16 protein-coding genes are annotated in these 18412 nt (G+C 56.4%); 6 read left to right on the top strand and 10 right to left on the bottom strand.

Annotated features, from left to right (window positions below):
- Positions 1-54: 54 nt before the first annotated feature.
- The 7 genes from solA to mdtH form a co-directional block, all read right to left on the bottom strand.
- The gene (gene solA / locus ACE3MN_RS16370; protein WP_004137232.1) at positions 55-1173 is read right to left on the bottom strand and encodes an N-methyl-L-tryptophan oxidase; all 1119 of its coding nucleotides are present in this window, start codon (positions 1171-1173) and stop codon (positions 55-57) included.
- A 124-nt stretch (positions 1174-1297) separates the two neighbouring features.
- Positions 1298-1552: a biofilm formation regulator BssS gene (bssS, locus tag ACE3MN_RS16365; protein WP_004137231.1), complete on the bottom strand. Its 255-nt coding sequence runs from the start codon at positions 1550-1552 to the stop codon at positions 1298-1300.
- 285 nt (positions 1553-1837) lie between these two features.
- Positions 1838-2083, bottom strand: coding sequence for a DNA damage-inducible protein I (gene dinI / locus ACE3MN_RS16360; protein ID WP_004101040.1), 246 nt, complete (start codon positions 2081-2083; stop codon positions 1838-1840).
- A gap of 72 nt (positions 2084-2155) precedes the next feature.
- Entirely contained in the window at positions 2156-3202 is a 1047-nt protein-coding gene (gene pyrC, locus ACE3MN_RS16355) for a dihydroorotase (protein WP_024359556.1), read from the bottom strand.
- 122 nt (positions 3203-3324) lie between these two features.
- Positions 3325-3885 (bottom strand): lipoprotein, encoded by a 561-nt coding sequence (locus ACE3MN_RS16350; RefSeq protein ID WP_004131365.1) that lies wholly within the window; start codon positions 3883-3885, stop codon positions 3325-3327.
- Between the two features lie 135 nt (positions 3886-4020).
- Entirely contained in the window at positions 4021-4668 is a 648-nt protein-coding gene (grxB, locus tag ACE3MN_RS16345) for a glutaredoxin 2 (protein ID WP_102650280.1), read from the bottom strand.
- Between the two features lie 65 nt (positions 4669-4733).
- Positions 4734-5942 (bottom strand): multidrug efflux MFS transporter MdtH, encoded by a 1209-nt coding sequence (mdtH, locus tag ACE3MN_RS16340; RefSeq protein ID WP_024359554.1) that lies wholly within the window; start codon positions 5940-5942, stop codon positions 4734-4736.
- A gap of 229 nt (positions 5943-6171) precedes the next feature.
- Between mdtH and rimJ the strand changes: the two genes are divergently transcribed.
- From rimJ to murJ, 4 genes are all read left to right on the top strand, one after another.
- The gene (gene rimJ, locus ACE3MN_RS16335) at positions 6172-6756 is read left to right on the top strand and encodes a ribosomal protein S5-alanine N-acetyltransferase (protein ID WP_004131378.1); all 585 of its coding nucleotides are present in this window, start codon (positions 6172-6174) and stop codon (positions 6754-6756) included.
- Between the two features lie 9 nt (positions 6757-6765).
- On the top strand, positions 6766-7413 hold the full coding sequence (locus ACE3MN_RS16330) for a YceH family protein (RefSeq protein ID WP_049089972.1): 648 nt from the start codon (positions 6766-6768) through the stop codon (positions 7411-7413).
- A gap of 2 nt (positions 7414-7415) precedes the next feature.
- Positions 7416-8339, top strand: coding sequence for a Gfo/Idh/MocA family protein (locus ACE3MN_RS16325; protein WP_049085076.1), 924 nt, complete (start codon positions 7416-7418; stop codon positions 8337-8339).
- Between the two features lie 112 nt (positions 8340-8451).
- A complete protein-coding gene (gene murJ / locus ACE3MN_RS16320) occupies positions 8452-9987 on the top strand; it encodes a murein biosynthesis integral membrane protein MurJ (protein WP_004137225.1) in 1536 nt (511 codons plus the stop codon).
- Positions 9988-10039: 52 nt separating this feature from the next.
- Here the strand turns inward: murJ and ACE3MN_RS16315 are convergent, their stop codons facing one another.
- On the bottom strand, positions 10040-11254 hold the full coding sequence (locus ACE3MN_RS16315) for an MFS transporter (protein WP_102650278.1): 1215 nt from the start codon (positions 11252-11254) through the stop codon (positions 10040-10042).
- A 109-nt stretch (positions 11255-11363) separates the two neighbouring features.
- On the opposite strand from ACE3MN_RS16315, the gene ACE3MN_RS16310 reads away from it, so the two are divergent.
- The gene (locus ACE3MN_RS16310) at positions 11364-12299 is read left to right on the top strand and encodes a LysR family transcriptional regulator (RefSeq protein WP_024359550.1); all 936 of its coding nucleotides are present in this window, start codon (positions 11364-11366) and stop codon (positions 12297-12299) included.
- Between the two features lie 35 nt (positions 12300-12334).
- On the opposite strand, the gene rne is transcribed toward ACE3MN_RS16310, so the two are convergent.
- Complete coding sequence (gene rne / locus ACE3MN_RS16305) at positions 12335-15583, bottom strand: ribonuclease E (RefSeq protein ID WP_082237292.1); 3249 nt, start codon at positions 15581-15583, stop codon at positions 12335-12337.
- 697 nt (positions 15584-16280) lie between these two features.
- Between rne and rluC the strand changes: the two genes are divergently transcribed.
- Complete coding sequence (gene rluC / locus ACE3MN_RS16300; RefSeq protein WP_004132333.1) at positions 16281-17234, top strand: 23S rRNA pseudouridine(955/2504/2580) synthase RluC; 954 nt, start codon at positions 16281-16283, stop codon at positions 17232-17234.
- A 12-nt stretch (positions 17235-17246) separates the two neighbouring features.
- Here rluC and ACE3MN_RS16295 read toward each other — a convergent pair whose 3' ends face one another.
- Positions 17247-18392 carry a dienelactone hydrolase family protein gene (locus tag ACE3MN_RS16295; RefSeq protein WP_131930769.1) on the bottom strand — a complete coding sequence of 382 codons (1146 nt, stop codon included), beginning with the start codon at positions 18390-18392 and terminating at the stop codon, positions 17247-17249.
- Positions 18393-18412: the final 20 nt, after the last annotated feature.

The following is an 18412-nucleotide window of genomic DNA, read 5'->3' as shown; positions in this document are numbered from 1 at the left end:
CGGCCTCAAGCGAGGCCGTTTTTTTAGCTCGGCTGTAAACCGTACGGCGGGCTATTATGGTTTAAACCGCGCCAGCGAAAAAGGCGACAGATCAAACTCAAACGGCTTTGCAAGCGCGAATCGTGTGGCCAGTTCGCCTAATACCGGAGCAAACTTAAAGCCGTGCCCACTCAGGCCGGTAATCAACAGCGTATCAGGGTGGCCGGGTAGCGTATCAATGATAAAGTCCTCGTCCGCGGTGTTGTCATAGGTGCAGGAAGCGCCATGCAGACAGCCGCCAATACCGGGCAACACGTTACGCAGGAAGCTGAAAGACTCGGCGCCGTCCGTTGCCACCGCACCGAACGGTTTGCGCTCCTCCGGGGTGGAAATGAGCTGCCCGCCGTTGTGCTTACCGATTTTCAATTCATTATCTTCTGCGGGAAAACCGTAAAACTGATCGCCATTCGGTAACTCGCCGGTAAACGCCGGGAAGTTATTTTTGCTGCTGTAGCGACCATCAGCCTGAAACCAGGCAAAAATCTTCCGTATCGGCTGGACCGGAAGTTCTGGCAACAGGCGTGTGACCCAGGTTCCGGCGCTGATCAGGAGTTTTTTACCGCTGTACTCGCCATCCAGGGTCTCGACGGTGACGCCGTCCGGCTGGTGGTGAATGGCTGACACCGGACAGTTGAACAGCTGGGCGGCGCCCGCTTCGCGCGCCAGACGGATCCAGGTTTCAACGGCCAGCTCGCTGCGCAGTATGCCGGATGCGGGTTCAAATATCGCCCGATAATCATCAGGTACACGAATTTCCGGCCAGCGAGTCATTACCGTCTGCGCGTCCATCTCTTCAATATTCAGCCGGAACTCGCGCGCGCTGCTGGCAACATTGCGCAGAAAGTCGGAATCGGCAGGCCCGAGGTTAATTACCCCGGTACGTTCAAAGACGGCTTCACCGCTGGCGGCGGCAAACTCATCCCACAGCTGTTGCGCGCGCAGTACCAGGGGAACATATCTTTCGCCTTCGCCGTAGGCGTGACGAATCAGGCGAGTGCTGCCGTGATGGCTGCCTTCCTGATGCGGCGGCTGATGAGCATCAATCATCAGCACGTTAAGCCCTGCCTGCCGCGCATAATAGCCTGCGGCAGCGCCAACCGAGCCGCTACCGATAATGATAAGATCGTATTGCATGGTGGGTTCCAGGTTATTGCTTTGTTAGCAGGGTAAATAACAACCTGCTGTTATACAAGCCCGAAAATAATTCAGGCACCCGGAGGTGCCTGTTAGGTGAATATTCAGACATTAGCGCTAAATATTAATGCCTTCGATACTCATTTGCCTGGTATTCGCCAGATTCAATCTTCGCAATACCTGCTTCCAGAATAGAAATAAACTGACGTGCGACGTCCGTCGTTAGCCATAGCGTCTGGCCAATTTCTGCGTCTTTACTGCTTTCTTGAGCGGGGTTTTGGTAGTGCAGGCGCAACATCAGCGCATCGTAACTATCAACGGTGCTGATGTCCCATCCGACGAGGGGATGGGTCTGGATGACTTCATTATTCTTTTCCATCATAACCCCTTATTCATATGTTAAAAGACAACAGTTCTCGAGGTTTAATGCATGTTTTTTGAAGCAAGTTAATTATATCAGTAGTCAAGAATAAACTCGAGAAATTAAATGAAATAGAGATACATACGCGCGCGGTTGCTGGTTTTTTAGGCAGGAGAGGGTGGGTTATTTGTTATTTATGAAGGTGCTAAGTAAAAGCAATAGGGGACAGTCTGAGTGTGAAAAAAATAAAAAAGCCGGGGCGACCCGGCAAAAAAAGCACAATGAGGGAGCAAATTTAATTGACTAGTCGCGGACAAACCAGTCGTCAGCGCTTTCCCAGGTTTCTTGCAGGATTTCGCTAATCCGGTCTTTGTCTTCTTTCAGGCCGCCGATAACCGACAGATTGTTATTAGCCGCGTATCGAACCGTTACCTGGCTTGATGTAGAGGGAAACTGCTGTTCAATACGACGAGAGAGTTCATTGTTCAGCGCATCTAAGGCGCCGTTGGGTAAGGCTGTTGATTTGGCGATAGAGACTTCAATACGCATAATTGCCCCCTGGATAATGTACTGTTTATTTATACAGTCTTTGGCGATCGTTTTCAACAGGGGGCGTGCGATTTATTTTTTCATCGTCCAGCGCACGGTTTCCCCGGCAAGGAACGGCACCAGCGCGTCGCCGGGCAGGGCGATACTCTCGACCACCTGGCTCTCTTCGCGCACCAGCTCAACGTAGCCCTCATTGACCGGCAGGCCATAGAAGCGCGGGCCGTTCAGCGAGCAGAAGGCTTCAAAGTGCTGTAGGGCATTCATCTCCTCAAACACCGTTGCGTAGCTGCCCAGCGCGGTCGGTGCGTTAAAACACCCTGCGCATCCGCAGCTGGCTTCCTTACGATGGCGGGCATGGGGAGCGGAATCCGTGCCGAGGAAAGCGCGCTCAAAACCGCTGGCCACCAGTTCGCGCAGCGCCTGCTGGTGAATATTGCGTTTCAGAATCGGCAGACAGTAAAGGTGGGGGCGCACGCCGCCAACCAGCATATGATTGCGGTTGAACATCAGGTGCTGCGGGGTGATGGTGGCCGCCAGCAGATCGTTACCGTCGCGCACGTATTCAGCGGCATCTTTAGTCGTGATGTGTTCGAAGACCACCTTCAGGCCAGGCAGGCGCTGGCGCAGCGGCTCCATGACCGTTTCGATAAATCGCGCTTCCCGGTCAAAAATATCGATATCAGGATGGGTGACTTCACCGTGAACCAGCAGGGGCATACCCAGCTTTTCCATGCGCGCAAGCACCGGCATGATGGCATCCGTGCTGGTGACGCCGTGGCTCGAGTTGGTTGTGGCATTGGCCGGGTAGAGTTTGGCGGCGGTGAATACGCCTTCGTTAAATCCGCGCTCCAGCTCCGCCGGGTCGAGCGTATCCGTCAGATAGCAGGTCATCAGCGGCGTAAAATCATGGCCCGCAGGGATTGCGTCAACGATACGCTGGCGATAGGCGAGGGCGGCGTCGACGGTGGTGACAGGGGGGACCAGGTTTGGCATCACGATCGCCCGGCCATAAAATTCACTGGTATAAGGCACGACGGTTTTTAACATATCATCATCGCGTAGATGGATATGCCAGTCGTCAGGGCGGCGGATTTTCAATACCTGGGATTGTGCTGTCATGGAAGGCTCCGGCTAATAGGTTCAGTCATCAGGGCTGTTTTTGCCGGGCACTAAGGATAAGCGTAAACGTTTTCCTTTGCATCAACTTCCGTAAAAAAACGGGCGCTTCAGCGCCCGAGATATTAGTTTGTGAACGGGATAATAATCTCTCCGGGCTTCACCTCAATACCTTTAGCATACTTTTTCGCCAGCGCTTCACCGGTGCTGGCATCTTCGCGCAGCACGTAGGCAGGCTGCTGATTGAAGTAGCTACGCAGGGATTGATTCAGATAAGGGATCAGCGTCTGTACCACAGACTGGAGTTTTTCCGGCTGAACTTTGGCATCGACGACCTCCATCTCCTGCAGGAAAATGGCTCCCTTTTCTTTATTAAACGCCGGCAGCGCTTTGAGCTTCAGATCGATGGTCGCTTTCTGGTTCCCGAAGAGTGAATTCAGATCTAAATTAGCCACGCCGCTTAACGTCACTTTGTTTGGTTCTTCACGGCCAATAGCGCTGGTAAGATTTTGCAGCTCAATATGGGCATCCGCTACGCCTGGCAGGCCAATATCCTTAGCGAAGTGATTACGTTTCTGCAGCGCCTGATTAATTTCCTGCTCGCTCACGGAATATTGCGTGAGCTGGTTACAGGCGCTGAGCAGGCCGCTAACAATAAGCACGGCCGCGATAAACATCTTTTTCATTGGATTCCTTAATGTCATGCCATGGGTTCATCCTGACACAAAGCAGCATGGCTCGCCAGCGCAGGAGGTGCTAGCGGAAAAGACTGAAAAAGAGGCGTATGGCAGCGAAGGGCCAACCCTTCCGCTGCCTTCAGGTTAAATAGCCATTGAGGAAAGCAGGTTGATCTGCGTCTGTTTGGCCATGTTGTCACGATAGGCGGCCACCCGGCTCGGCCAGTTCACTCCGGCAACCAGCGTCAGATTCCTCAGCAGAGGGAAGAGATGAATATCATCTTCAGAGAGCTCTCCGTTAACGGCGTTAGGCTGGACGATCGATTTATCCAGCGCCCGCAGATCGTCGCTGATGTTCTTAACCAGACCGGGGGAATGGGCGAGATGGTCGGCAAAGCTGCCGATAGCCGCCTCTTTCTTTTTTACGAAATAGGCGCGCGCCTCTGGCGTTGCGAATTCATCAAACGCGGATTTGGCAAAGCGAGGGATGAGCAAGCGGTTAGCGTAGCCGTTGACCTTCCTGAGCCAGGTTTCAATCGCCGGATTACGCTTGCCGGTAAGCAGCGGTTTGCCGTCCAGCTTATCGACGTAGTGCACGATATCCATGCTTTCCGGCATAAAACGGCTATCGTCTTTTTGCAGGATTGGCGCCATCTTCTGGCCGATCATTCGGGTTGGGGTTACTTCATCATCGTTCAGGAGCGCGATCAGTTCGACGGGGATATTTTTCAGGCCGAAAATCATGCGGGCTTTAAGGCAGAACGGGCAGTGATCGTAGATATATAACTTCACGTTTCTCCTCCATTGTTACTGAACATCCTCAATTCAGTATGGAGGAGAAACGAAGGCCCGGCAAATCAGGTACGCGGCTCCAGCATTCCGGAGGCCGAACGTTTTGGACTGAACTGCCACCACAGCGCGATAAACGTCGCGAGGCCGATAACGCCCAGCATCAGCCATGGCAGCTCCGGCTGACCTGCGGCCTTACCGGCGTCGAACAGCCAGCCGCCGCCTGCGTAGCCGAAAGCGCCGCCGAAGGCTAATCCTAAACGGCTAAAGCCCATATAGCTGCCGCGCGCTCTGGCATCCGCCAGCGAAGCGCCCAGCGTCTCGCGTGCGGGTTCAGCGATAATTGAACCTATATAAAACACGCAGATCAGCGTAAACAGCTGCTGCAGATTGCTGCTCAGGCCAATCGGCATCATCGCGAAGGTCATGATCAGCAGGCCGGCCATCAGGCGATGCTCAAGGCGGAAGCGCTTTTCGCTCCAGCGGGCAATCGGGTACAGCAGCGTCAGCGAAATGGTCGCTTCAATGGCGTACATCCATTTTACCGCCGCCGGAGAACCCGCAATATCGTTAACCATGATCGGCAGCATTAGCATCACCTGCACCGCCAGCATGTAATATCCGGTTAGCGTCAATACGTAGGTGACAAAGCGTTTGTCGCGCAGCACGCGTCCCAGCCCTTCACGAACCGGCGTTTTGACCGTCGACAGCTTCCAGGCCGGAAGATACCAGGCGTTGAATGCCGCGCAGGCGATAAACAGGGCCGCCCCGGCGCTGCACACCAGACGAAAATCATATTGCAGCAGCCAGCTACCCAGCAGCGCGCCGATCACCGCCCCTGCGCTGTCCTGCATCATCAGGATAGAAAAGAAACGTCCGCGCTGGTGCGGGCGTACCAGCTTGACCACCAGCGCCGCCCGCGGCGGATCGAACAGCGTGCCGCCAAGACCTGAGAGAATGCAGGAGAGCCACAGCACCCATGGCTCATGGGCGACGGCCATCGCCGCGAAACCGGCCGCACGCATCAGCATACCGGTGACGATCATCGGTTTGGCGCCAAAACGGTCGGCAATGGCGCCGCCAAATATCCCTAAACCTTGCTGCACCAGCTGACGCAGTCCGAGCGCAATCCCGACCATCAGCGCAGCCCAGCCCATCTGGTCGACAAAGCGAATCGAGATAAGCGGGAATACGACGAAAAAGCCAAGTACGACCAGCATGTTATCGACTAACAGGAAATATTTACCCAGGCTCCTTGCCTGCGATACGCGGGACATTTCCCCTCCCGGGAAAAATAAGGATAAGCGCTGATATTCTGCGGGGATAATGGCTATTTTCCCAGATAACTTGCGACAATATTTTTTTATCAAAATGCAAGAACGATAGAGCCTATTCATCGAAAAGCAGAGGTGGTGCAGAAAATGGTATGTTGCTGTTTTCACTCAACCGCGCAGGACAGGTATAGTAAAGTCAGCAAGTATTGCGTCTGGGGAACAGGAGAGGGGAATGTTTGGCTATCGCAGTAACGTACCGAAGGTGCGTTTGACGACGGACCGGCTGGTGGTACGGCTGGTGCACGATCGTGACGCCTGGCGTCTGGCCGATTATTACGCGGAAAATAAAGGGTTCTTAAAACCCTGGGAGCCGGTGCGCGACGACAGCCACTGTTATCCTTCCGGCTGGCAGGCGCGTTTATCGATGATTTCTGAGTTCCATAAGCAGGGCTCGGCGTTCTATTTTGCCCTGCTTGACCCGGAGGAAAAAGAGATCATCGGCGTGGCGAATTTTTCGAACGTGGTGCGCGGTTCGTTTCATGCCTGCTATCTCGGCTACTCCATCGGTGAGAAATGGCAGGGGCAGGGGCTAATGTATGAAGCGCTGACCTCGGCGATTCGCTATATGCAGCGCACGCAGCATATCCATCGCATAATGGCAAACTATATGCCGCATAATCAGCGCAGCGGCGATTTGCTGGCGCGTCTGGGCTTTGAAAAAGAGGGTTACGCCAAAGATTACCTGCTTATTGATGGGCAGTGGCGCGATCACGTACTGACGGCGTTGACGACACCGGACTGGACCCCGGGTCGCTAAGGAGACATCATGAAATATCAGTTAACCGCGCATGAAGCGCGGGTCATTGGCTGCCTGCTGGAAAAGCAGGTCACCACGCCGGAGCAGTACCCTCTATCGGTTAACGCGGTGGTCACCGCCTGTAACCAGAAAACGAACCGTGAACCGGTGATGTCGCTCAGCGAAAGCGATGTCCAGGATCTGCTCGATACCTTAGTGAAGCGCCATTATTTGCGAACGGTCAGCGGTTTCGGCAATCGGGTGACCAAATATGAACAGCGCTTCTGCAACTCTGAATTTGGCGATCTGAAATTATCCCCGGCGGAAGTCGCTATTATTACCACCTTGCTGCTGCGCGGGGCGCAGACGCCCGGTGAACTGCGCGGTCGCGCGCAGCGGATGCATGAATTCAGCGATATGGCGGAGGTTGAAAGCGTCCTCGAAAACCTGGCGACGCGGGAAGATGGCCCCTATGTCGCGCGTCTGCCGCGGGAGCCTGGCAAGCGTGAAAGCCGCTATATGCATCTGTTCTGCGATGATATGGATTCACTGATAACCGTCGTTGAGGCCGTGTCGCCCGCTGGCGACGATCTGCAGATGCGCGTAGAGGCACTGGAAGCGGAAGTCGCCGAGCTGAAAGCGCGCCTGGATTCACTGCTGGCTCACCTGGGAGATTAAGCATGTCGGCAAAACTACGTATAGGAGTGGTTGGCCTGGGCGGTATTGCGCAAAAGGCGTGGCTACCGGTGCTGGGGGCCGCCGATGGCTGGACGCTACAGGCGGCGTGGTCGCCGGGCAAAGAGAAAGCGCTGCGTATCTGCGAAACCTGGCGGATTCCCTATGCGGATTCTCTGGAGCAACTGGCGGCGCAGTGTGACGCCGTGTTCGTGCATACTTCCACGGCTTCACATTATGAAGTGGTTTGTCGGTTGCTCAATGCCGGCGTTCATGTCTGCGTTGATAAACCGCTGGCGGATAAGCTCAGCGATGCGGAGACGCTGGTTGAGCTGGCCGCCCGCCGTCATCTCACGCTCATGGTCGGGTTTAATCGCCGTTTTGCTCCGCTCTATCGCGAGTTGAAGGCGCAGCTCGGAAACGCAGCCTCGCTGCGGATGGACAAACACCGCAGCGACAGCGTCGGCCACGATCTGCGCTTCACGCTGCTGGATGACTATCTGCACGTGGTGGATACGGCCTTATGGCTGGCGGGCGATAAGGCGCGTTTAAGCGGAGGAGCGCTGCACACCACGGCTCAAGGTGAGATGCTGTATGCCGAACATCATTTCACGTCCGGGATGATACAGATCACAACCAGTATGCACCGCCGCGCCGGAAGCCAGCGGGAGTGGGTTCAGGCGGTGACCGACGGCGGCTTATATGAAGTCCGCGATATGCGAGAGTGGCAGGAGGAGCGGGGACGCGGAGTGATACAGCGCCCAATTCCCGGCTGGCAGACCACCCTTGAGCAGCGAGGCTTCACCGGCTGCGCGCGGCATTTTATCGAATGCGTGCAAAATCAGACGGTTCCTGAAACGTCCGGGGAGCAGGCGCTGCTGGCTCAGCGGGTGGTGGATAAACTCTGGCGCGAAGCGATGAGCGAATAATCCGTTGTAACAACTGGCAGTAGTAATTCAGTATGAACCCGGTAGACTATCGCCACTTTCCCGCGCCCGCATTTGCGGGCGTTCTACTTCAGGGTTGTGGAATAACACGTTAATGAATCTATTAAAATCACTGGCGGCCGTCAGTTCGATGACCATGTTTTCGCGCGTGCTGGGCTTTGCGCGCGATGCGATTGTCGCACGTATTTTTGGCGCGGGGATGGCCACCGACGCCTTCTTCGTTGCTTTCAAACTCCCGAACCTTTTACGACGTATTTTTGCTGAGGGCGCATTTTCTCAGGCTTTTGTGCCGATTCTTGCTGAATATAAAAGCAAGCAGGGCGAGGATGCGACCCGCGTTTTCGTCGCTTATGTATCCGGATTGCTGACGCTGGTTCTGGCGCTGGTCACCGTTGCCGGTATGCTGGCGGCGCCGTGGGTGATTACCGTCACCGCGCCCGGGTTTGCCGATACGCCGGAAAAGTTCGCCCTGACCACTCAGCTCTTGCGCATCACTTTTCCCTATATTCTGCTGATCTCCCTGGCGTCGTTAGTTGGCGCTATCCTGAATACCTGGAACCGCTTTTCGGTTCCCGCTTTTGCCCCGACCTTCCTTAACGTCAGCATGATTGGCTTTGCGCTGTTTGCGGCCCCCTATTTTAATCCGCCGATGCTGGCAATGGCGTGGGCGGTAACGGTTGGTGGTATTTTGCAGCTTGCCTGGCAACTGCCGCATCTGAAAAAAATCGGCATGCTGGTGCTGCCGCGGGTCAACCTTAAAGATGCTGGCGCGGTGCGGGTGGTGAAACAGATGGGGCCAGCGATTCTCGGCGTCTCAGTCAGCCAGATATCACTGATCATTAACACTATCTTTGCCTCATTCCTCGTTTCCGGCTCCGTGTCGTGGATGTACTACGCCGATCGTCTGATGGAGTTTCCGTCCGGCGTGCTGGGCGTGGCGCTGGGGACCATTCTGCTGCCGTCGCTATCAAAAAGCTTCGCCAGCGGCAATCACGATGAATACTGCCGTTTGATGGACTGGGGATTGCGCCTGTGCTTCCTGCTTGCGCTACCGAGCGCGGTGGCGTTAGGGATCCTGGCCAAACCGCTGACGGTCGCGCTATTCCAGTACGGGAAATTTACCGCTTTTGATGCCGCGATGACCCAGCGTGCGCTGGTGGCGTATTCTGTCGGGCTGATGGGGCTTATTGTGGTGAAAGTGCTGGCACCCGGATTCTATTCGCGCCAGGACATTAAAACGCCGGTGAAAATTGCTATCGTCACGCTGATCATGACGCAGGTGATGAACCTCGCCTTTATTGGCCCACTGAAGCACGCTGGTCTGTCGTTGTCCATTGGTCTGGCGGCCTGCCTGAACGCCGCGCTGCTCTACTGGCAGCTGCGGAAACAGAAAATTTTTACGCCTCAGCCGGGCTGGTTCCTGTTCCTGCTGCGCCTGGTGATTGCGGTGATTATCATGTCAGCGGCGCTGTTGGGCGTGATGTACCTGATGCCGGAGTGGTCGCAGGGGACGATGCCGTTCCGCCTGCTGCGTTTAATGGTGGTCGTAGTCGCGGGTGTTGTCGCCTATTTCGCCACGCTGCTGCTGCTGGGATTTCGCGTGAAAGAGTTTGCTCGCCGTACGGCCTGAGCTGACTGAACGCAGTAAAAGCCGCTCTGCAGTTGCTGCAGAGCGGCTTTTTTTATCTGACGGTTCGCTGCGCGGATACGACCCTGGCGCTTTCCAGCAGGCGGATCCCGAGGGCAATCGCGCCGGTGATGACGGCCAGCGTCACCACACCGCTCCAGCCGGCCATAACATACAGTTTGCTTCCCAGCACTGAACCCAGCGACATGCCAATAAAGACGCCGGTGAACAGCAGCGCATTGAGACGACCGCGCGCCTGAGGTTCCAGGCCATACACCAGATTCTGGTGAGCCACGAGGCTGGATTGCAGTCCAAGATCAAAACCGACGGCCGAAATGGCGATCAGGATCAGCTGACCATGCGGCGGCAGTGCAGGCAGCAGAAACATCAGGGCAAACGAAACGGTAACCAGCGCGGCCCCCATTTGCGTGACTTTTTCCGCGCCGAACTTGTCGGCCAGGCCACCGGCCAGCGGCGCGGCGAGCGCCCCGGCGGCACCCGCTATACCAAAACCGCCGGCTACCGCGCTGCCCATCTGATAGTGCGCCAGCAACATGACCGCAAGCGTTGACCAGAAAGCGCTGAAGGCGATAGAGAGGAATCCCTGAGCGAATGCGGCGCGACGCAGGGCCGGATAGCGTTTCCACAGATGGGCCATCGATTTCATCAGCTGCGGATAGCTCAGGGTTGAGTGAATCTCAAAGCGCGGCAGGACGCGCCACATCACCAGCCCAATCAGCGCGATGCTGACCGCCGCCGCCTGATACATCACCCTCCAGCCGAATAGGGCGCCCACCAGTCCGCTGACGGTACGCGACAGCAGGATCCCCAGCAGCAGGCCGGTCATCACCGTCCCCACCATTTTCCCTTGCTTGCCCGCAGGAGCCAGAATCGCGGCTGCCGGTACGATATCCTGCGCCATGGTCGCGGCCATACCGATAAGCAGGCTGACAATCAGCAGGGAGATCAGCTGACCGGTGAGGCTGCAAAGTAGCAGAAGGACAGCCAGCGCGGCGCTTTTCATCAGGATCAGTTTCCTGCGGTCGTGACGGTCGCCAAGCGGGAGAAGAAACAGTATGCCCAGCGCGTAGCCGGCCTGGGTCAGAGTCGGAACCAGACCCATGCCCTCAACGCTCAAATGCAGGTTAGCCCCCATCAGGGGTAGCAGCGGTTGCGCGTAATAGATTGAGGCGACGCTGAAGCCCGCGCCCAGCGCGAGGATGAAAATAACCCACCCGGCGGCGCGGGCGGTGAGTGGAACTGGTGTCATGATGGATTCCTCTTAGAAGCGATGGCGCTATTTTTCCCCTAATCGCGCTGGCGCGGTAGATAGCCCGGTGGTAAAACGGTTATACGTTAAACGTATAGGCAAAATAAAAATGAAGAGGCAAGAGCGTATAGATCGTATCGAACTGATGCGTACCTTTATTCGTATTGTCGAGGCCGGTTCTCTCTCCGCCGCGGCGGCGCAGATGAATACAACCCAGGCGACGGTAAGCCGACGGCTTCAGTCACTGGAGGCGCTGCTTGGCGCAAAGCTGATTCTGCGTACCACCCACGCGATGAAGCTGACCGATGATGGTGAGCGCTGCTATCAGCACGCCCGCCAGGTCGTCGATGCCTGGCTGGCGCTCGAGGACGACCTGCGGATCACCGATGATCGGCCCGTGGGAATATTACGAGTGCGGGCGCCGCATGCGTTCGGTCAGCAGCAGCTGCTGGGGCCGCTGGTGGATTTTTTGCAGCGCTATCCCCAGCTGTCGGTGGAATGGATGCTGAACGATAAGACGGTTGATTTCCTGAGCGAGGGTATCGACTGCGCGATTCGCGTGGGAGCGGAGGTGGATCCGGCTACGGTATCGGTATTGCTGGCCGAGGTTCCACGCAGCGTAGTCGCGTCTCCGACGCTGCTGGCGAACTCGCCGCCGTTAAGCGCGCCGCAGGAGATGTCGATGCTGCCGTGGATAGCCATCAGCACGTTTTATCAGCACGAGGTGACGCTGCGGTCTCAGACGGATGAACAGATCGCCACCTTCGGTATCGCGCCGTGCCTGAGTACCGATAGCGTGCATGTCGCGCGTAATACCGCGCTGGCGGGGCTGGGCGCGGCGATCGTATCGAGCTGGGCGGTCGTGGAGGATATCGCCGCCGGGCGTTTGGTGGAGCTGTTCCCGCAGTGGCGAGCCTCGCCGCTGCCGGTCCACCTCGTCTATCCCTGGGCGCGCTACTATCCGACGCGGTTGCGTAAGTTTCTCGATCTGATGCGCGAGGTCATGCCTCAGGTAGCGGGGATGCAGCGGCCGGAAGGGGAATAAAAAAAGACCGGCCGCCAGGGCCGGTCTTGTAGAGGTTACTCTACGGACTGCGGACGGGTAGGTCCGGCAGTGGCTTTATGCGTGGCGCTATGGCCGCCAGCAGAGCCTTTACCGTCAAAATCAAAGTTCGGGCGAACCCAATCGCTTTGACGCGGCGCTTCAGGCACGTAGTCTGGTGCAGGCGCACGCGTCATCGGCGCCGTCGCGTGACGATTGGCGACCTTAACTACCGGCGCGGCTTCGACAGCTGGCTTAGCCTCAACCACCGGCTCCGCTACTGGCGCTGGCGCGGAAACGACAGGCGCTTCTTCAACAACCTCAGGCGCTTCTTCGGCTGCAGCAGGTTCGGCTACAACGGGTTCAGACACAGGGGCCGTTGCTTCCGGCTCGACGGCGTCTTTCGCATCAACTTCGACGGCTTCTGCGACAACGTCTTCGACTACGGCTTCATCGGCTTTTGCAATCAGCTGCGGCTGTTCATCAACCGGGGTGGCGATAGCTTCCGGATGGGTAGTTTCAACGACCGGGACTTCCGGTTCGTTAATCACCGCCACAGGTTCGGAGATGGCTGCGCTATCTTCTGCTGCTGCCGGCGCAATGACTTCAGAAACAACCGGCTCGGCGGCAGCCGCTGGCGTAATGATCGGCTCAGCCGCAGCGACGGAGAACTCCTGAACCGGAGCGTCTTCCTGCTGCTGGTCCTGCGGACGAACCACCGGATAGCGGATCCACACTTTACCAGACGCCATTTCCGGCGATGCGCAGGCAACGGTCAGCGGCATCGGGGATTGCGTCGGGTAACGCTCATCACGGTAGCGACGACGGCGCTGGCCGCTTACGCGCAGGTGACGAGGCGAGCGACGCGAACGGCGCGGCATGCCGTTAGATTCGCGGGCTTCACCGTTGTCGTCATGTTCCGCAGCTGTCTCAACGACCGCCGGCAGATCGACTTTTGCCAGTTCAGTACGTGGAGCAACGGTTTCCGGCTGGACGACAGGCGCTTCGGTTACCTGCGCTGCGGCTACCGGCTCGACAACCTGCTCAGCGGCAGCCGATTCGAAACGAACCTTCTGCGCCAGCTGACGCGGTTTACGACGCGGCATAGTCTGGACGCGTTCTTCCTGCTCGCTATCCTGTACGATTGGCTCTTCACGGGTTTGCGTTTTGGCTTCCTGCGGAACCTGACGTTTATCATCGTTACGACGACGATTACGTTCGCGGCGCGGCTGCTGCTCGTCGCGAGCTTTGCCTTTTTCGCTATCTTCTACCGTGGTCTGGCGAATTTCGCGCGGCTCGGCGTTCTGCTGCTTCTCACGACGGTTACGGCGGTTTTCTTCGCGAGACTCCCGGCCTTCGCTATTCTCGGCACGACTATCACGGTTATCACGACTATCGCGATTATCCCGGTTGTCACGACGGTCATTGCGATCGCGGCGGTTGTTAGAACGCGGTTTACGACGCTCCTGCTGACGTTCGGATTTCTCTTCCGCTTTTTTCTCAACCTGAACTTCTGCCGGTTTAGTCTCTTCCGCGCCAGAGAACATATTTTTCAGGGCGCTGAAGAAGCGGGCAATCAGACCAGGCTGGGCCGGCGCTGCGGCCTTCGGTGCGGATGCGGCAGGCGTAACGGTAGCTGTTGCCCTCGTCGGCTCTTCCTGTGCCGGAGCCGGAGGGGCTTCAGGCATGACAAAAGCGGCCAGCGCCGGTTGTTCCGGAAGCTTACGCTCGGCCGGCTCTTCATCAGAAGGCATGGCCATCTCTTCTTCGTGCAGTTTCGGCAGCAGATAGCTCAGCGTGGAGGTTTCTTCGCCTTTACGCACGCGCAGAACGGAGTAGTGCGGCGTTTCCATCTGGTCGTTTGGCACGATAATGACGCGCACATCGGTCTGACGGGTTTCAATCGCGCTTACCGCAGCACGTTTTTCGTTCAGCAGGTAAGAGGCAATCGGCACCGGCACGATAGCGTGAACTTCTTTGGTGTTCTCTTTCAGCGCTTCTTCTTCAATCAAACGCAGAATGGAAAGCGACAGCGATTCGTTATCGCGCACGGTACCCGTTCCGCTACAGCGCGGGCAGACATGATGGCTGGACTCGCCGAGCGACGGGCTCAGGCGCTGGCGCGACATCTCCAGCAGTCCAAAGCGTGAAATATGGCTGATCTGGATCCGCGCTCGGTCCTGACGGACGGCTTCGCGCAGGCGGTTTTCCACCGCACGCTGATGGCGAACCGGGGTCATATCGATGAAGTCGATAACGATCAGGCCGCCAAGGTCGCGCAGACGCAGCTGACGAGCGATTTCATCTGCCGCTTCCAGGTTGGTGTTAAACGCCGTTTCTTCGATGTCGCCGCCGCGGGTGGCGCGTGCGGAGTTGATATCGATAGCGGTCAGCGCTTCGGTGCTGTCGATAACGATAGAACCGCCGGAAGGCAGACGCACTTCACGCTGGAAAGCGGATTCAATCTGCGATTCGATTTGATAGTGGCTGAACAGCGGGATTTCCCCGGTGTACAGCTTAATTTTGCTGCTAAAATCCGGACGACCCAGCGCCGCGATGTGCTGGCGAGCCAGCTCAAGCACTTTCGGGTTATCAATCAGAATTTCGCCGATATCCTGGCGCAGATAGTCGCGGAACGCGCGCACAATCACGTTGCTTTCCTGATGGATCAGGAACGGAGCAGGGCGATTTTCTGCGGCTTTCTGGATGGCTTCCCAATGCTTCAGGCGGAAGCTTAAGTCCCACTGCAGCGCTTCGGCGGACTTGCCGACGCCGGCGGTGCGAACGATAAGTCCCATGCCGTCCGGCAGCTCAAGGCTGGCCAGCGCTTCTTTAAGTTCGGTGCGATCGTCACCCTCGATGCGGCGTGAAATACCGCCAGCGCGTGGGTTATTCGGCATCAGCACCAGATAGCTGCCCGCCAGGCTAATAAAGGTCGTCAGCGCGGCGCCTTTATTGCCACGCTCTTCTTTATCAATCTGGACAATAACTTCCTGACCTTCACGCAGCACGTCCTTGATGTTCGGACGACCATGAGAATTGTAGTTGGCAGGGAAGTATTCGCGGGCGATTTCTTTAAGAGGGAGGAAACCATGACGCTCGGCACCATAATCAACAAACGCGGCTTCGAGGCTAGGTTCTATACGAGTGATTTTGCCTTTGTAGATGTTCGCTTTTTTCTGTTCGTGCCCGGGGCTTTCGATATCCAGGTCGTACAGGCGCTGCCCATCAACAAGGGCGACGCGCAACTCTTCCTGCTGAGTTGCGTTGATTAACATTCTTTTCATCGTAACTTACTCATTATTCTTACATTGACGACTAAGCTACGGGCAGAGTAACGCCTTACCGGGGGAAACCGATGGCCTCGTGTCTGTTTCACGTCGCCAACCTCACGGTTGTCGCGCGCTTAAGAGGCGCAGAGTGTCGGTCGCCTGTATTTCAAACGGAAACACAGCGCAATTATCAGGGGAACTGCCTGGGATGTATCACCAGAGAAGATTCCATTTATACCCATCGTTTTTCACGTAGCCGGCGTGGCGGCTTAACCTGCTCATCTTAATCATTTGATCCAGATGAGCGCCGGGATATCCCAGTGTGAACGCCTTCCTGCGCCGTGAAATCCATAGAGCCTGTACCGGTAAGGACTGCAACCCGCAGCCCGCTAACTGTCTGAAAGATCAATACGTCTTACGCCATTGCTGCGTTGATGATCGGTCAGACAAAATTGGTCATTCCGCTAATTTCTTGTTCTAACAAGTTTCAGTACGGAATACTGCATCATTATTCCATTGCTAAGCTTGTTATAGCAAGTTGACTTTCACCTTTTATCACCCGGTTACTCACAGTTTTTTCACCCGCGTATACAGATTGTTCTAATAACAAACAAAACGATGATGAAGCATACGGTGAAATCCGGATGATGATAAATATAAGCATATAAAAATGAGTGGCGCTAATGCGTCGGGCTATTTAAAATCGCGCACCATGAAAACTGAGATCCCAAGCGTAAAAATGGTTGCCATTGCTGATGATGAAGCCGGGCAACGTATCGACAACTTTTTGCGTACGCAGCTGAAGGGCGTACCGAAGAGCATGATTTATCGCATCTTGCGTAAAGGCGAGGTGCGGGTTAACAAAAAGCGCGTGAAGCCGGAATATAAGCTGGAAGCCGGCGACGAAGTGCGCATCCCGCCGGTCCGCGTATCTGAGAAAGAAGAAGAGGCGGTCTCTCCGCACCTGCAAAAAGTGGCCGCGCTGGCCGATGTGATTTTATATGAAGACGATCATATTCTGGTGCTTAACAAGCCTTCAGGCACTGCGGTCCACGGCGGCAGCGGGCTGAGCTTTGGCGTGATCGAAGGTTTGCGCGCGCTGCGCCCGGAAGCGCGTTTCCTGGAACTGGTGCATCGCCTTGACCGCGACACCTCTGGCGTTCTGCTGGTCGCCAAAAAGCGCTCAGCGCTGCGTTCCCTGCATGAGCAGCTGCGCGACAAAGGCATGCAGAAGGATTACCTGGCGCTGGTGCGCGGGCAGTGGCAATCGCATACTAAAGTGGTGCAGGCCCCGCTGCTGAAAAATATTCTGCAGAGCGGTGAGCGTATTGTGCGGGTTAACCAGGAGGGGAAACCTTCTGAGACGCGTTTTAAAGTCGAAGAGCGTTTTACCCATGCGACGCTGGTGCGCTGCAGCCCGGTAACCGGTCGTACGCATCAAATCCGCGTGCATACGCAATATGCCGGCCATCCCATCGCTTTCGACGATCGTTACGGCGACCGTGAATTTGATAAGCAGCTGGCAGGCACCGGCCTTAACCGACTGTTTCTCCATGCGGCGGCGCTGAAGTTTACCCATCCGGGGAGCGGCGAGATAATGCGCGTTGAAGCGCCTCTGGATAATCAGCTTAAGCGCTGCCTGCAGGTTTTGCGTAGCGCCAAATAACCGCCATCAGGCTCAGGGCTTGAGCCACCTGGCAAGCCAGGGGAAAACCTCATCCTGCTGTTCTTTATAAAAGACGTGGCCCAGTTCCGGCCACGTCTTCGTTTCCAGCTTATCCTGCGCGTTTTGCGACCCCCACACTGTATGCAATTTTGCGAAGGCATCGTTAACGGCTTCTGCCGGGAACAGCTTATCCTTGCCGCCGCTATAAATGAGCATCGGTTTTGGCGCGGCGATGCTGGCGATATCGGGAATGTCGAGACGGCCGGATAAGCCTGGATGAAGCATATAAAAGGCCGATTGCCCGCGCAGGACGTTGTTGCCCGGGTGCATCAGGCCGCGCCAGGTACCAAACCAGGAGATAACGGCAGTCGCGGCCACTTTGTCAGACAGGGCGGCCAGTTGCCAGGCGCGAAAGCCCCCCATTGAGAAACCCAATACCCCGATGCGTGTATTATCCACCGCTGTTAAAGTACTGACGAAATCAACGGTACGCAGATCTTCATAGGCGACTTCACCTGCCAGCGAACGTCCAAGGTTAAAGTAGTTACTGGCCAGGGCCTGCTGCTGCTCGTAGACCATAGGCCCTCGATCTCCCCAGCCTGGGCTATCGATGGCTATCACGACGTAACCACGCTGCGCCAGTTCATCGCCGATGAACCGGCCGCTGAAAAATTTATCCGCCCACGCCTGGGCGCTGGCTAGCCGCGCGGCGTCACTCCAGGGGCGGATCAGCTTCTCCTTACCAATGTCAAACTTTGAGCCATGATCGTGTAACAGGACAATAGCCGGGTGAGGGCCGGGTGATTTTGGCGTCAACATCAGCGCGGCAATCCTGTTATCGTCGGTTACGTTGAAGGCCAGCTTCTCGGCGATATAGGTTCCCCGGTCTTCTCTCATGAGCGTTTGCGGTGCGAAGGGGATTGTCGACGCCGGGGTCAGCAGAGACTGCCGAAGCAGCATACGAGCCTGCTGTCGCCATTGATTAAAATTATGAGAGTTGCCAGAGAGCCACGAGTCCGGGTTGGTCATCTGCGCTTTCAACTGCTGCCACGAGGCGGGTAGATTGCCCTCTACGATGCCCTGGCGCTGCCAGTCATTGGCGTTGGCGCTGGCGGCGGCCAGCAGGGCGAGGGACAAAACCGTAGCGCGGGTAGGCATAATAGCTCCATTTAAAAATA

This window comes from Klebsiella grimontii (assembly GCF_042137965.1).
Taxonomy (GTDB): domain Bacteria; phylum Pseudomonadota; class Gammaproteobacteria; order Enterobacterales; family Enterobacteriaceae; genus Klebsiella; species Klebsiella grimontii.
Note: the sequence above shows the minus strand (reverse complement) of the source record. Positions and strands in the feature narration are given on the sequence as shown.

Bases quoted from the DNA above. Each gene is read 5' to 3' on its own strand.
- solA (WP_004137232.1), bottom strand. From the start codon at position 1,173: ATGCAATACGATCTTATCATTATCGGTAGCGGCTCGGTTGGCGCTGCC.
- bssS (WP_004137231.1), bottom strand. From the start codon at position 1,552: ATGGAAAAGAATAATGAAGTCATCCAGACCCATCCCCTCGTCGGATGG.
- dinI (WP_004101040.1), bottom strand. From the start codon at position 2,083: ATGCGTATTGAAGTCTCTATCGCCAAATCAACAGCCTTACCCAACGGC.
- pyrC (WP_024359556.1), bottom strand. From the start codon at position 3,202: ATGACAGCACAATCCCAGGTATTGAAAATCCGCCGCCCTGACGACTGG.
- ACE3MN_RS16350 (WP_004131365.1), bottom strand. From the start codon at position 3,885: ATGAAAAAGATGTTTATCGCGGCCGTGCTTATTGTTAGCGGCCTGCTC.
- mdtH (WP_024359554.1), bottom strand. From the start codon at position 5,942: ATGTCCCGCGTATCGCAGGCAAGGAGCCTGGGTAAATATTTCCTGTTA.
- rimJ (WP_004131378.1), top strand. From the start codon at position 6,172: ATGTTTGGCTATCGCAGTAACGTACCGAAGGTGCGTTTGACGACGGAC.
- ACE3MN_RS16330 (WP_049089972.1), top strand. From the start codon at position 6,766: ATGAAATATCAGTTAACCGCGCATGAAGCGCGGGTCATTGGCTGCCTG.
- ACE3MN_RS16325 (WP_049085076.1), top strand. From the start codon at position 7,416: ATGTCGGCAAAACTACGTATAGGAGTGGTTGGCCTGGGCGGTATTGCG.
- murJ (WP_004137225.1), top strand. From the start codon at position 8,452: ATGAATCTATTAAAATCACTGGCGGCCGTCAGTTCGATGACCATGTTT.
- ACE3MN_RS16315 (WP_102650278.1), bottom strand. From the start codon at position 11,254: ATGACACCAGTTCCACTCACCGCCCGCGCCGCCGGGTGGGTTATTTTC.
- ACE3MN_RS16310 (WP_024359550.1), top strand. From the start codon at position 11,364: ATGAAGAGGCAAGAGCGTATAGATCGTATCGAACTGATGCGTACCTTT.
- rne (WP_082237292.1), bottom strand. From the start codon at position 15,583: ATGAAAAGAATGTTAATCAACGCAACTCAGCAGGAAGAGTTGCGCGTC.
- rluC (WP_004132333.1), top strand. From the start codon at position 16,281: ATGAAAACTGAGATCCCAAGCGTAAAAATGGTTGCCATTGCTGATGAT.
- ACE3MN_RS16295 (WP_131930769.1), bottom strand. From the start codon at position 18,392: ATGCCTACCCGCGCTACGGTTTTGTCCCTCGCCCTGCTGGCCGCCGCC.